Below are 13,444 nucleotides of genomic sequence, written 5' to 3' on the forward strand. Positions count from 1 at the left end.
GACCATAAAATCAATAACTAGTAATCATCATTATAAAAATGCTTTCATAGAGACTTTTCAAAAGTAAATTGGTATAAGCCAGTTGATAATGATAATATCTGGTAGCTTCCATTACACAATGACTGTTATCATCTAATAATTTTACGAACTTTTTAAAGCCAGAAACACTGTTTTTAAACTGGTAATAATTACCATCAGAATCTGTAACATCAAAAACCAAATGACTAATATCTATTGCAAAATATTTTATATCTTTATAAATAACAAAATGTTATTTGAAAGGACAAGCTACGCTAGTTTCAACAACTTAAAATCGAGGTCTAAAAGCCTTATAGAACTGTACGAAATCTGGGTAGTAAAAGAGAGGGGATTTTCAATGTTAACGAGATCATAGTCTCTTGGTATATAATAACCTTATTCCTCTCTTTTGTGCTTTCTTATTTATATTCTAACTTAAGACGTGTATAAAACGTTGTGTTTAATGCTGAAAATGAAACTATCAAAATATAACATCAAGACTTTTTTATTATCCGCTAATCAAAAAATTGAGGAAGATGCGGAATTCATTTCTGACCAACTGAATAATGGTAGTAATATGGATTTTGTAACATATCCCCCAAATTGTGGGTTTACCGAAGAAGAATATAACTCTTTGGAAAAATTAAAGAATGACCCAAATTTAAAAAGCGCACTAAGAAAAATTTTGGCTGACAATTCTGCTGGAGTTTTGTTCGATTTATTTAACATAATTGACGGAACTTCAGAACCTGATGAGAGATTTGGAAAATGGACTGAAATTTGTTTCGTTGACAAAACGGATGAATTAGCAGAAAACCCAGATTTTCTTCATGATGAACTTTATGAAAAATATTGGGAATGGAGAAAAATAAGACCTGAAAAAACCTGGAAACTTGACAATTACGATGGCGAAATAAAATAAAACACTAAGCACAACAAGGTATAAAAAACATAGAGCAGTTTGGGCTTATCGAGAGGTCTGTGCATATTAACAAAATCCACCAAAAATAAAATTTAGCCTTTATAGTAGAAAAGATAAAAGCAAAATATTATATTTAGCTAAGTAATAAATCGAAACGTAGGTGCTTTTTAACTGCCCTATGTTTCTTATTCTAAACGTTCTTCGCATCATGAAACAAATGTGTTATATATTCACAGTCTTCTTGCTAACATTAAATCTTCAAGCACAAATTAATGTTTCAGAATATGTCGGAAAATATGGAGACTGGATGCCTAATGGAAATGCATTAATAACCGAATTAGAATTACTATCCAACGGAACATTTAAGTTACGGACAACAGATAATGCTTATCCACAAACCTTTAAAAATTATACAAACAAAGGCAACTGGATTTTAAAAGATGGAGAAGTTATTTTAAATCCTAATTTAAAAAGACGACAACCGATAGTAAATATTATTGAAAATCAAATCGGACTTAAAGACTCAATAGAGCTTAAAGTCAATCATTATATCGAGGTGTATGAAAATGAAAAATTCATAAAAAGAAAAAAAACAGAATTTGAATTATTAACTCTATATTTTAACAAAAAGAGGAAATACAAGCATTTAACAAGAGAATGGTGGAAAGAGAGAAGTTGTGCTTGGGCGCCTAGAATAAGAAATCGAGTGAATTTAGATTCTACTAATACCTTTAAAATAGCAAAAAAACACATTGAAAGAATCGGAATTTATACTTATGGATTTACAGATTTTATCGAACTAAAAATAGAAAATAAAAATTCTGACTATTATGAAATCGATGTTGTACTTCCTATTGACAAAGAAAGAATGCCGAGAAATAAAAAAGTAATTATAAAAGGAAATCGGGCTTATTTTTACGAAATCAAAGGAAAGGTGAAAAGTCATTAAATAACCTATGGAAAAAAAGTGTAGAACAAATACCTTAGATAAAGAAACCTACCTTCATATCTCGTTGCGTTTTTGTTGCGTTTTTAGTAATTATATAGTTATACAAACATAAATAAAGCTAACTATTCGCCACTATAAAGCCCCTAAAACAAAAAAACCACCTACATAAGTAGATGGTTTATAAGGTTTTAACCTTTGTGAGCCCGACAGGATTCGAACCTGTGACCGCCTCCTTAGAAGGGAGGTGCTCTATCCAGCTGAGCTACGAGCCCTTTTCACTTAAATTACCCTAAGCGGTTGCAAATATAGTACTATTTTACAAAATGCAATGATAAATTTGAAAAATAAAAAGGAATTAATTCAAATAGGTCAATAACTACTTGAATTTGTTAATTTTGCGTCTATGGATTTTTTGAAAAATATTTTTACGTTAGCGCTATTATTGACTATTTCTAGTCTTTATTCCCAAAATTTTAAACCAGATTCTTATACTTCTGTAGATGTAGAAGGAATGAATTCATGGCAATTACTTAAATATGATGGAATAAATATGTTTAAAGGTGTTGGTTACTCCTACTTAAGGCCTTTTAATTGGCAAAAAAAAGACTTCTATAGAGCTGGAGCTACAGGATTATTAGTAGGTACCCTCTATACGTTTGATAATGAATCTAGTGATTATTTTAGAAAACAAGAAAAGGATATACCAGAATTAATCAAAGATTTTGGATGGTATTTTGGAAGTCCGCAGAACAATTATGGTGTTACCGCTGGTATTTATGCCTATGGGTTACTAACTAAAGATCCAGAATGGAGACGTACAGGTGTTTTAATGATATCTAGCGCAACAGCTGGTGGACTTTTACAACAAGTATTAAAAACAGTGACTGGAAGAGCTAGACCAGAAACTAATTTAGGAAGAAATGAATTTAGACCATTTTCAGGAGAATCTGGTTTTAGATCATTTCCTTCTGGGCACACTGTTCTTGCATTTACCACTGCTTATGCGCTTGCAAAACACTTTGATAATCCTTACGTAAAAGCAGGTATTTATACAGTAGGTCTTATATCACCAGTATCTAGAATATGGGCAGGAGCACACTTTTTAACAGACGTAGTTCTTAGTATGGCTATTACTATTGCCACCGTAGAGGCTGTAGACAGGTATCTCGATACTAGAAATGGTTATGGTGATAAAAGGTATGGAAACGGTAAAACAGGTTCAGATCCTAAAAAGATGGTGTTTAATATTACAGCCACTACCAACACTCTAGGTGTAACTTTAAATTTTTAAATGTTTAACATATCATTTATTTAGTTAAACAATTTTGGTTTAACTTTGGATTTTACAACATGATTATGGCCCCATATAGAGTTTTTGAAGAGTATAATATTAAGATCACACAAGAGATACAAGATAAGTATCGAGACGTTATTAATGAAATAGGAGAAGATGTAACTAGAGAAGGTCTTGTTAAAACCCCTGAAAGAGCTGCCAAAGCAATGCAGTTTCTAACCTCTGGTTATGATATAGATCCCTCTGAAATTCTTAAAGGTGCAATGTTTGCAGAGGATTACAACGATATGGTAATCATAAAAGACATAGAACTGTATTCTTTATGTGAACACCATATGCTACCTTTCTTTGGTAAAGCACACATTGCATACATACCTAACGGACATATAGTCGGGCTTTCTAAAATACCTCGTATAGTAGACGTATTTGCGCGTAGATTGCAAGTACAAGAAAGACTTACCCATGACATATTAGAATGTATAGATAAAACATTAAAACCACAAGGTGTAGCTGTTGTTATAGAAGCTTCTCATATGTGTATGATGATGCGCGGTGTACAAAAACAGAACAGCGTTACTACCACTAGTGGTTTCAGAGGTCAATTTGAAAAAGTAGAAACACGCAGTGAATTTATGAACCTAATTAGCTCAAAATTACACTAAACCCTTTTTATGGAACGTTATTTGAACATGTAATAGCAATAAATCCAATTATATGTTTCAATCAAAACGTTCAAAATTAATTATAGGTATAATTTTAGACCTAATAGGTATCGCATCTGTACCTCTAGGATTTACAGAAATACTGGATTTAGGTTGGGCACCCATTGCAGGTTATTTAATGACTCGATTATATCCAGGTAAATCTGGGGTAACAGCTGGAGTACTTACCACGATTGAAGAATTAATGCCAGGTATGGACGTGATTCCATCATTTACTATAATGTGGTGTTATACGTACCTAATCAAATCAGGAAAAGTAAAAGAAGAGAATGTCATCGATGTAGATCATTCCTAATAAAAAAAGCTCCTTTTTATTAGGAGCTTTTTTAATTTTAAACTGCGAGCTCTTTAAAGCCGTTCATTAATTTCTTAATCTTAGGATCTATAATCACCTGACAGTATCGTTGATCACGATTCCTATTATAATAATCATTATGTCCTTCTTCAGCCAGATAAAACTCTGTCGCTGGGGCTATTTCGGTTACTATAGGGTCTTCAAACGTAGAAGAAGCATTGAGTTCTCTAACCAGTTCTTGAGCTATTTTCTCCTGGTCTTCATTTAAATATAGAATAGCACTTCTGTATTGAGTACCTACATCATATTGCTGTCTATTTAAAGTAGTAGGGTCATGAGTAGCCATAAATACTTGTAACAATTCTTTAAAGGAGACTATAGTATTGTCATAAGTTATTTCAACAGCCTCTGCGTGACCAGTTCTTCCTTGCATCACTTCTCTATATGGAGGGTTTTTAATAAAACCACCACAAAAACCAGATCGCACCTGCTCCACTCCTTTCACTCTTTGAAAAACAGCTTCAGTACACCAGAAACATCCACCTGCTAAAATCGCTTTTTCCATCATTGTTTTTAATTTACAATTTACAACCTAGAGCCCAACTTTTTACTTTAATTAACAAGTCTTTAATGATTTCATTTTTTGAAGTCCTTAAATTTGTTTACTGTTTAAATTTTATGAGTAAAATTCATTATTTTTTCCTTTACGTCTGTTTTTTTTCCGCTTTCGCGAAAGCGCAATCGTTACCAGCAATCTCAGACACTCTATTAATTAAGAGAAAAAAGTATCATGCCACTAGAGTAACAACTGCACCTGTCATTGATGGGAATCCATTTGAAACCTTTTGGGATCCTATTCCGGTAGGGAATAATTTTATAATGACAGAACCTACTAATGGTTTAAAAGAAAGAGATTCTCATAAGACAGAATTTAAAATAGCCTATGATGATAACGCATTATACGTAGCTGGATTTTTATACGATCATGACTCCCAAAACATAGCCAGACAGTTCTCTCAAAGAGATGATGTAAATGCGCAAGCAGACCTATTTGGCTTCTTTATAAATACCTATAATAACCAGATTAATCAGACTAGATTTTATGCAACTAGTGCAAATGCTCTAGGTGATGCTATTGCCGAGGGGAATCGTGAAGATTTTAGTTACAACGTAGTTTTTCAATCAGAAACTAGTATAAATGAGCGTGGATGGTTTGTAGAAATGAAAATCCCTTATCGCACACTACGCTTTCCTGAGGTAGAGATTCAAGACTGGAGTTTTCAAATTTATAGGAGAATACGAGCAATTAATGAAGAGTACACCTATAATTTTATAGACATTACACAAGGTGTAGGTACACAATATGATGCTTTACTGACTGGTGTAGAAAAAATCGATGCGCCGTTAAGGTTAAACTTGTACCCTTATGCCTCTATTATTCACGATAATTTTGATGGTAATTCTACCACAGAATACAGTGCAGGAATGGATCTTAAATATGGTATAAATGACGCATTTACCCTAGACGCTACACTTATCCCTGATTTTGGACAGGTTGCCTTTGATCAAGTAAGGTTAAATTTAGGACCATTTGAACAAGCATTTGGTGAGAACAGAGCATTTTTTAATGAAGGTACAGACCTTTTTAATAAAGGAGGCATATTCTTCTCACGTAGAATAGGAAATAGACCCAGCAGGTCTGACCACCTAAATTTACAAGAAAATGAGTCTGTGGTTGAAAACCCTAGTAAAGCACAATTGCTTAACGCTATTAAAATTACAGGTAGAACTAAAGGTAGACTAGGTGTAGGTTTTCTTAACGCTATTACTGAAAAAACAGAAGCCATTGTTAGTAACGATATAGACAGTACAACTCGTACAGTGGTAACAGAGGCGCTAACTAACTATAATATGTTAGTGCTAGACCAGCAGTTTAGTGCAAACAGTTCCATTTCTCTAGCTAATGCGAGCACTATAAGAAATGGAGGTTTTACTGATGCAAATGTGACCGCTATTGTTTTAAATCATAACGATAAAAAAGCAGCAAATAATTATGGTACTGAGTTAAAAATGAGTAATCGTTTTACACCACTGGGCACAGACACAGGTTACCAGGCCCAAGCTACCTGGAATCGTACCACTGGTAAATGGAGGCCTTTCTTAGGTTATTTTTACACAGATAAAAACTGGAATCCTAACGACTTAGGTATAAATTTTCAAACCAACTCTAGCATATTTGCAGCAAATCTAGATTACGTTCAATTCACCCCACAAGGTATTTTTAACAGATACGAATTAAGAACAAGAGTAAGACACCGCAGGCAGGCTAGTCCAGATCTACATTTAAATAGCCAGCTTACATTTAACCCTTTCTTTTTCACACGTGAACGTTTTGCCTTTGGTGCTCGATTTGAAGTTACTTCTAGAGATTTAAATCAATTTGAATCTAGAATTCAAGATCAAGTGGTGCGTTATAATTCTTCATATTTTACAAGAGGATTTATCTCTACAGATTATCGCAAGAAGCTCGCACTGGATTTAAGTATATCTAGATTTAAAAGATTTAACGACCTAGAACACAGCTATAACTTTAATTTAAGCCCTAGGTATAGATTCTCTGATAAATTTTTACTTATCTATAGTTTTAATTGGGATAAGAGCGATAATAGACTAAGCTATGTTACCATAGATAACGATGAGGCTATAATGAGTAGAAGAAACACACACTCTGTAGAAAATAGAATTACTGGAACTTATAACTTTAATAATAGACAAGCACTGAGCCTTTCTTTCAGAAATTTCTGGTCTAAGGCAAGATTTAATCGTAATTTTCTAAATTTGCAACAAGATGGCACAAGTAAGAACAGTGATTATACTCTAGACGAAGGTTTTAACCCAGATGCTAATTTTAATATCTGGAATCTAGACCTCTCCTATTCTTGGAGATTTGCACCAGGCAGTGAGGCTACATTGTTATATCGCAACAGTATCTTTAATCAAAATAATCAAGGAACTATATCTTACCAGGAAAGCCTAGACGATCTATTAAAGCAACCTAGTAGAAATAACTTATCGTTGAGAATTACATATTTCTTAGACTTTAATAATGCAAAAAAATGGTTTAAAGCATAAAATTCCATTACTTTGTACCTATGATTAAAGCAACACAGATTTATAAAAGTTTTGGAGATTTAGAAGTATTAAAAGGTGTAGATCTAGAGATAAAAACAGGAGAAATAACCAGTGTTGTAGGTAGTTCTGGTGCTGGTAAAACAACTCTATTACATATATTAGGTACTCTAGAGCAACCAGATTTTAAACCAGGTAGTAGGCTAGAAATAGACGGTACAGACATTATAAAATTAACAGGGAAACAGCTCAGTAAATTTAGAAATAATTCTCTAGGGTTCATATTTCAATTTCATCAATTACTACCAGAATTTACCGCATTAGAAAATGTTTGCATACCAGCCTTTATTGCAAATACAGATAAGACGGTTGCAGAGAAAAGGGCCAAAGAACTTCTCTCTTATTTAAAATTATCTGACAGATTTAATCATAAACCTGGCACGCTCTCTGGTGGTGAACAGCAACGTGTTGCAGTAGCTAGAGCATTAATTAACAATCCTAAGGTAATATTTGCAGATGAACCTACAGGTAACCTAGACAGCGCAACTGCAAGCGATCTTCACCAACTTATTTTTCAATTGAGAGAAGAATTTAATCAGACCTTTGTAATTGTTACCCATAATGATGAACTCGCAAACCTTACAGATCGCAAACTAGTAATGAGCGATGGTAAATTTTTATAAATGAATCGCAAAGAGCTCAAAGAATTTCTGGATGTAAAAGTTGAACAGTACAACACGCCAGATTTTATACCCCACGACCCTATTCAAATTCCCCATCTTTTTACCGATAAAAAAGATATAGAAATAGCTGGATTTTTAGTCGCAACTATCGCATGGGGAAATCGTAAATCCATTATCAATAATTCTAATAAGTTGATGGATTTGATGGACCATTCTCCATCAGATTTTATAAAGAATCATCAAGATAATGACCTAGATAGGTTCAACGGTTTTGTTCACCGCACTTTTAATAGCGAGGACTGTAAAACCTTTATGCGGTCTCTACAGCATATTGAGAATAAGTATGATGGTTTAGAGCACGCTTTCGCGAAAGCGTATCTAGAACAAAACAATTTACAAAAAGCGATCTCACAATTTAAAACCATCTTCTTTGAGGTAAATCATTTGCAACGCACACAAAAACACGTAAGCGATCCTATTAAAAATAGTAGTGCAAAAAGAATTAATATGTACCTGAGATGGATGGTGAGAAAGGATAATACTGGTGTTGATTTTGGGATTTGGGATTCCATACCTATGAGTGCACTTTCCTTGCCACTAGATGTGCACACCGGTAATATAGCTCGTAAACTCAAGTTATTGAAACGTAAACAAAACGACGCAAAATCTGTTGCAGAGTTAGATAAAGTATTACGCAAGTTTGATCCTGTAGATCCTATAAAATACGACTTTGCATTATTCGGCCTAGGGGCTTTTAAAGAATTGTAGAAAAAAAGAATTTATTTTTGATTAATTTTTAAATATTGGATTAAATTGGACTGAATCTGTTTAATCTGATTTTATGATACTGCACCTTTACATCCTAATGAAGATCAACGTATTGCTTATTTGGAGTCTTTTTAATATAGAAACAGACCGTGACACCGTACTAGATGAATTAATTGAACTGCCCTGTAAACTTACTGGCGTACCTAAAAGTCTTATATCTATAGTAGATTAATAATAGTTGTGGTTTAAATCCCAAAATGGATTACAATTAGATAGTACTTCTAGAGAATTAAGTTTTTGCTCTCATGCTATTAGGCACGATTTGCGTTCTGGACGATAAACTTCATAGACTAGATGACTCTTTTTTTTAAAATCATTATAGCATATCTGGTTATGAGGCAACTAGACTTAAACAAACGCAATACAGAATCATTAGATAAAACACGATTATTAAAAGAGAATAACGAGATGCTCAGAAATTTTGCACACGTAGTTTCTCACGACATGAAAACACCTCTAGCAAATATGATACGCACTAGTGATGTGATTTCTTAAAAATATAAGAAGATTTTAGATACAGATGGTAAGCGATATTTAAAAACTTTAAAAGACTCTGCTTATTCTATGAGTCATTATAATAGCGATCAACTTGCTATGGAAGAGAAAGATCGATCTGACATCTAGTCCATTATACAAAAAGAAGTAAAATTAATTGGTCTTAATGATAATATTCAGATTATTTTTCTTGACAATAATGTGATTCTTTTAAGTAATAGTGCAGCATTAGAACAATACTGCTTATTCTCATGGGCAACAGTATTAAATGTAATAATAGTGACCTTATAAAAAGTCTAATACGAGTTACAAAAAACACTTAAATACAATCGTATTGCAGTAAAGGACAACGGTATCGGTATTCCTGAAGATAAACAGAAAGACACTTTTAAATTATTTACGAGCCTTAATATAATAAATCGTAGTGGTAAACAAGGTAATGGTATTGGACTTTCTACGGTTAAAATACTAGTTGACAAACTAGGCGACGTTATCAAATGTGATTCTCAAATTAATTCTAGAACGACCTTTACATTTACTATAAGAAAATAGATGCTTTTTTAAGCAAAGGCAGTATCTTTGATATTGCAATTACTACAGATGTTATTTAAAAACTCAATAATTCTTTATGGCCTATTTTTTATAATAGTTCCTATTATTATTCATCTTTTTCAACTAAGAAAATTCAGTAAAGTTTCTTTTACTAATGTAGCTTTTCTTAAACCTCTTATTTCTCAGACTAGAAAAAGTCGTCAACTTAAAAAGTGGCTTACTTTACTAGCTAGATGCGCTGCCGTTGCTTGTATAGTTATCGCATTTGCTCAGCCCTTTCTACCTGGTAGTAAAACTGCAACTCTAGAAAAACAGACGGCTATCTATCTGGATAACTCCTACTCCATGCAGTTAAATGGAAAAAATGGAGCTTTATATAAAAATGCAACCAGTCAGTTATTAGAAAAATTACCTGTAGACAAAGTCTTTACACTTTTTACTAACGATAAGGTCTTTGCACATACTAATAGACAGCAAATTACTAACGAGTTACTTAACAACAACTACTCTAGTTCTTTTCTTTCATTTGATCAAATACAGCTTAAGGCTGCTTCTTTACTAGACCATAAAAACGCTACAAAAGAAATTATTCTTATTTCTGATTTTCAAAATAGCACTGCAACTGACTTTCCCGATACACTTAAAAATGTAAAAAGAGAGCTGGTTAAATTAGAACCTCAAGAGATCAATAATATTTCTATAGACACGGCCTTCATAGTAAGCCAGGCTGTTAACAATATTAAAATACAAGTAAACATTAGTTCAAATTTTAAAACAGAGCAACCCATAACAGTTTCTCTAGATAACAACAGCATTCTACTTGCAAAAACATCTACCGTATTAGAAAATAATAAAGGAACTGTAAATTTTGAAATTGAATCTAGTGAGTCCATTACAGGAAAAATACATTTAGAAGATGAAGGTCTTTCCTTTGATAATGAGCTTTTTATAAGTACAGTTCCTAAAAAGAAAATCAAAGTGTTAAGCATCAATGGTGAAGATTCTAATTTCTTAGATAGGCTTTATAATGATGAGCAGTTTAATTACACCAGTGTAAAGGAAAGAGATGTCAACTATAATTTAATTAAGGAACAAAACATTGTTATTCTTAATGAAATACTCAATGTACCGATCAGTCTAGCACAGGAAATCAACTCATTAACTAAAAATGGTGGTTACCTTATAGTTATACCGTCAGACAAAGCCACTGCTAGTTATGCTAACATAGGACTACCTGGTATAGAATTTAATGAGGTTTCTAAAAAGATTACAACCATTAACTTTAATCACCCATTATTTAAAGGTGTATTTAATAAACGTATCTCAAACTTTCAATACCCTAATGTAAATAGTGTACTTAAAAGTACCCATGCACTAGATCCTATATTACAATTTGAAGATGGTAGTAGCTTTTTATATAAAAATAAAAACACCTATGTATTTACAAGTAGCTTAAATGTAGAAAACAGCAATTTTCAAAACTCTCCACTTATAGTTCCTGTTTTTTATAACATGGCTATTAATGCCTTACCAGTACCACAGCTATACTATGAATTAAACAAAAATAATGAGATAGCTGTTAATACTGCTGTTAATCAAGACCATATTTTGAGTCTTTCTAACCAATCTTCTCAGGTCATACCACGACAGCAAGCATTTGATAATCATGTTTTACTTAATACTGGTAAAGAACTATCTATTTCTGGACATTATAAAATAGCAGTTAAAGGTGAAAACATTTCTAACTTAAGTTTTAATGCTGCCAGAACAGAAAATAATCTAAAATATTATTCTGATACAGAGTTAGGTAACAACCTATCAGGATCTATAGACGATTTGCTGTATAAACTTAATCAAGAAGAGAATATTCTTACCTTGTGGAAATACTTTGTTATGGGAGCATTATTCTTCCTTATTTGTGAACTATTGATTTTAAAGTTTTTAAAATGATATTATTAAAGAACGCTACAATTATAGACGCTAGTTCTCCATTAAATGGTAAAAAGAGAGATGTCCTTATCAAAAATGGTAAAATTGAGAACATATCATCATCTATAGAGAATAGTGAAGCAAAAATCATTCAAAAAGACAACCTACACCTTTCTATAGGATGGATAGATACTAGTGTAAGTATAGGAGAGCCTGGATTTGAAGAAAGACAGACGCTTAAAAATGGTATCAAGGCTGCCGCAGCAGGTGGTTTTACAACTATAATGCTCAACCCAAATAACCAGCCTAATCCACAAGATCAATCTGGTGTCATGTATTTGAAAAATGTAACCGCAAATCAAGCAGTAAGTATATTGCCTGTAGGATCTTTTACTCTTAATCAAGATGGAGAACACCTTGCCGAATTGTATGATATGCAAAAAGCAGGTGCCGTCTCATTTTATGATTATAAACATGAGGTGACTAATGCAAATCTTCTTAAAGTAGGACTGCAATACACATCTTCCTTTAACGGTGTTGTACAGTCCTATCCACAAAATAAAGACATTGCAGGAAAAGGAATGGTAAATGAAGATCTAGTAAGTACCAACCTAGGACTCAAATCCATGCCCAGCCTAGCTGAAGAATTACAGATAGCAAGAGATTTAAGAATAGCAGCCTACACAAAGGGTAGATTGCACATTCCCACAGTAACTACTACCGAAGGTTTAAAACTAATAAAAGAATATAAAAAGTCTTCTAAAAATGTAAGCTGCAGTGTGTCCATCCATCACCTTACCTTATCCAGTAATGAATTAGAAAGCTTTGATGCCAACTTTAAATTACAACCACCACTTAGAGACGAAAAAGAAGTAAAACAACTTCAAAAATTTCTTCATTCTGATGTGATAGATGTAGTAACCAGCGACCACATGCCGTTAACTATAGAACATAAAGATCTAGAATTTGATAGAGCAACTGCAGGTAGCATAGGAATGGAAAGTACTTTTGGCGCTTTAAATAACTTAATAGCTACCGATAGAGCTGTAGAATTATTAACTAACGGTTATGCGGTTTTTAATCAAGAAAGACCACAAATAGAAGAAGGACAGATAGCAAACCTTACTGTTTTTGAACCAGATACGACTTATACATTTGAAAAGAGCAATATTATTTCTACATCAAAAAACTCGGCTTTTTTAGGTAAAACTATGAAAGGAAAAGTAATAGGAATTATCAATAATAAAAAAGCCCTCTGGAATGAGTAAGAATCCACCAGCAAAAAACCTAGCCATATTAGCTTATGCCAGCTCTATCTTTCTATACATTCATTTTATAGTATTCGTTGCCGTTTTCGGAATTGCCGTTATTCTTAATTACAATAAAGGAAACAAATTTGCCAGCTTTCACATAAGACAAATGTGCGGTATAGGGATAATTGCAGTAATGATTTCTGTATTTTCTGGAGCCATACCAGAAGACCAGCTATTACTGCCGTTAATAATCATAACCTTGATGGTTCTACTAGCACTATTAGGTCTAGTAAGCGCACTGCGCAATCAACAAGATTTATTACCATACATAGGAAAGTACTTCCAAGAATGGTTCAACTTTATTAAATAAAAACA

The 13,444-nt window shown here is 33.0% G+C and carries 15 protein-coding genes and 1 tRNA gene; 14 read left to right on the plus strand and 2 right to left on the minus strand.

The features are described 5' to 3' along the window. The first annotated feature begins 490 nt into the window (after nucleotides 1-490). A complete protein-coding gene (locus Q0838_RS12335; protein ID WP_298955590.1) occupies nucleotides 491-940 on the plus strand; it encodes a hypothetical protein in 450 nt (149 codons plus the stop codon). A gap of 208 nt (nucleotides 941-1,148) precedes the next feature. Further along, entirely contained in the window at nucleotides 1,149-1,889 is a 741-nt protein-coding gene (locus tag Q0838_RS12340; RefSeq protein ID WP_298955593.1) for a hypothetical protein, read from the plus strand. 198 nt (nucleotides 1,890-2,087) lie between these two features. Here Q0838_RS12340 and Q0838_RS12345 read toward each other — a convergent pair. After that, nucleotides 2,088-2,161: transfer RNA gene (locus Q0838_RS12345), tRNA-Arg, on the minus strand. Between the two features lie 131 nt (nucleotides 2,162-2,292). Between Q0838_RS12345 and Q0838_RS12350 the strand changes: the two genes are divergently transcribed. The 3 genes from Q0838_RS12350 (at nucleotide 2,293) to Q0838_RS12360 (ending at nucleotide 4,200) form a co-directional block, all read left to right on the plus strand. Further along, entirely contained in the window at nucleotides 2,293-3,180 is an 888-nt protein-coding gene (locus Q0838_RS12350) for a phosphatase PAP2 family protein (protein ID WP_298955596.1), read from the plus strand. A 65-nt stretch (nucleotides 3,181-3,245) separates the two neighbouring features. Beyond that, nucleotides 3,246-3,845, plus strand: a complete 600-nt coding sequence (gene folE / locus Q0838_RS12355; RefSeq protein ID WP_298955599.1) for a GTP cyclohydrolase I FolE — start codon at nucleotides 3,246-3,248, stop codon at nucleotides 3,843-3,845. A gap of 52 nt (nucleotides 3,846-3,897) precedes the next feature. Continuing rightward, nucleotides 3,898-4,200, plus strand: a complete 303-nt coding sequence (locus Q0838_RS12360) for a hypothetical protein (protein ID WP_298955601.1) — start codon at nucleotides 3,898-3,900, stop codon at nucleotides 4,198-4,200. Between the two features lie 37 nt (nucleotides 4,201-4,237). Here Q0838_RS12360 and msrA read toward each other — a convergent pair whose 3' ends face one another. After that, nucleotides 4,238-4,765: a peptide-methionine (S)-S-oxide reductase MsrA gene (gene msrA, locus Q0838_RS12365; RefSeq protein WP_298955604.1), complete on the minus strand. Its 528-nt coding sequence runs from the start codon at nucleotides 4,763-4,765 to the stop codon at nucleotides 4,238-4,240. 113 nt (nucleotides 4,766-4,878) lie between these two features. Here msrA and Q0838_RS12370 point away from each other — a divergent pair, with 113 nt between their 5' ends. The 9 genes from Q0838_RS12370 to Q0838_RS12405 all read left to right on the plus strand — a co-directional run bounded on the left by Q0838_RS12370 (nucleotide 4,879) and on the right by Q0838_RS12405 (nucleotide 13,439). Next, on the plus strand, nucleotides 4,879-7,332 hold the full coding sequence (locus Q0838_RS12370) for a DUF5916 domain-containing protein (RefSeq protein WP_298955607.1): 2,454 nt from the start codon (nucleotides 4,879-4,881) through the stop codon (nucleotides 7,330-7,332). Nucleotides 7,333-7,352: 20 nt separating this feature from the next. After that, on the plus strand, nucleotides 7,353-8,012 hold the full coding sequence (locus tag Q0838_RS12375) for an ABC transporter ATP-binding protein (protein WP_298955610.1): 660 nt from the start codon (nucleotides 7,353-7,355) through the stop codon (nucleotides 8,010-8,012). Then, entirely contained in the window at nucleotides 8,013-8,780 is a 768-nt protein-coding gene (locus Q0838_RS12380; RefSeq protein WP_298955615.1) for a TIGR02757 family protein, read from the plus strand. It begins immediately after the preceding gene. Between the two features lie 73 nt (nucleotides 8,781-8,853). Beyond that, nucleotides 8,854-9,012 (plus strand): hypothetical protein, encoded by a 159-nt coding sequence (locus tag Q0838_RS12385; RefSeq protein ID WP_298955617.1) that lies wholly within the window; start codon nucleotides 8,854-8,856, stop codon nucleotides 9,010-9,012. A 122-nt stretch (nucleotides 9,013-9,134) separates the two neighbouring features. Next, nucleotides 9,135-9,335, plus strand: a complete 201-nt coding sequence (locus tag Q0838_RS12390) for a hypothetical protein (RefSeq protein WP_298955619.1) — start codon at nucleotides 9,135-9,137, stop codon at nucleotides 9,333-9,335. 333 nt (nucleotides 9,336-9,668) lie between these two features. Continuing rightward, nucleotides 9,669-9,887, plus strand: coding sequence for an ATP-binding protein (locus tag Q0838_RS14410; RefSeq protein ID WP_366942050.1), 219 nt, complete (start codon nucleotides 9,669-9,671; stop codon nucleotides 9,885-9,887). A gap of 48 nt (nucleotides 9,888-9,935) precedes the next feature. Next, nucleotides 9,936-11,837 carry a VWA domain-containing protein gene (locus Q0838_RS12395; protein ID WP_298955622.1) on the plus strand — a complete coding sequence of 634 codons (1,902 nt, stop codon included), beginning with the start codon at nucleotides 9,936-9,938 and terminating at the stop codon, nucleotides 11,835-11,837. After that, entirely contained in the window at nucleotides 11,834-13,084 is a 1,251-nt protein-coding gene (locus tag Q0838_RS12400) for a dihydroorotase family protein (protein ID WP_298955624.1), read from the plus strand. The genes Q0838_RS12395 and Q0838_RS12400 overlap by 4 nt, the downstream gene beginning before the upstream one ends. Then, nucleotides 13,077-13,439 carry a hypothetical protein gene (locus Q0838_RS12405; RefSeq protein ID WP_298955626.1) on the plus strand — a complete coding sequence of 121 codons (363 nt, stop codon included), beginning with the start codon at nucleotides 13,077-13,079 and terminating at the stop codon, nucleotides 13,437-13,439. Before Q0838_RS12400 ends, Q0838_RS12405 begins: the two co-directional genes overlap by 8 nt. Nucleotides 13,440-13,444 lie beyond the last annotated feature (5 nt).

This window comes from uncultured Nonlabens sp., assembly GCF_947495285.1.
GTDB lineage: Bacteria > Bacteroidota > Bacteroidia > Flavobacteriales > Flavobacteriaceae > Nonlabens.

Coding starts and splice junctions, on each gene's coding strand:
- Q0838_RS12335 (WP_298955590.1), top strand. CDS start 491: ATGAAACTATCAAAATATAACATCAAGACTTTTTTATTATCCGCTAAT.
- Q0838_RS12340 (WP_298955593.1), top strand. CDS start 1,149: ATGAAACAAATGTGTTATATATTCACAGTCTTCTTGCTAACATTAAAT.
- Q0838_RS12350 (WP_298955596.1), top strand. CDS start 2,293: ATGGATTTTTTGAAAAATATTTTTACGTTAGCGCTATTATTGACTATT.
- folE (WP_298955599.1), top strand. CDS start 3,246: ATGGCCCCATATAGAGTTTTTGAAGAGTATAATATTAAGATCACACAA.
- Q0838_RS12360 (WP_298955601.1), top strand. CDS start 3,898: ATGTTTCAATCAAAACGTTCAAAATTAATTATAGGTATAATTTTAGAC.
- msrA (WP_298955604.1), bottom strand. CDS start 4,765: ATGGAAAAAGCGATTTTAGCAGGTGGATGTTTCTGGTGTACTGAAGCT.
- Q0838_RS12370 (WP_298955607.1), top strand. CDS start 4,879: ATGAGTAAAATTCATTATTTTTTCCTTTACGTCTGTTTTTTTTCCGCT.
- Q0838_RS12375 (WP_298955610.1), top strand. CDS start 7,353: ATGATTAAAGCAACACAGATTTATAAAAGTTTTGGAGATTTAGAAGTA.
- Q0838_RS12380 (WP_298955615.1), top strand. CDS start 8,013: ATGAATCGCAAAGAGCTCAAAGAATTTCTGGATGTAAAAGTTGAACAG.
- Q0838_RS12385 (WP_298955617.1), top strand. CDS start 8,854: ATGATACTGCACCTTTACATCCTAATGAAGATCAACGTATTGCTTATT.
- Q0838_RS12390 (WP_298955619.1), top strand. CDS start 9,135: ATGACTCTTTTTTTTAAAATCATTATAGCATATCTGGTTATGAGGCAA.
- Q0838_RS12395 (WP_298955622.1), top strand. CDS start 9,936: ATGTTATTTAAAAACTCAATAATTCTTTATGGCCTATTTTTTATAATA.
- Q0838_RS12400 (WP_298955624.1), top strand. CDS start 11,834: ATGATATTATTAAAGAACGCTACAATTATAGACGCTAGTTCTCCATTA.
- Q0838_RS12405 (WP_298955626.1), top strand. CDS start 13,077: ATGAGTAAGAATCCACCAGCAAAAAACCTAGCCATATTAGCTTATGCC.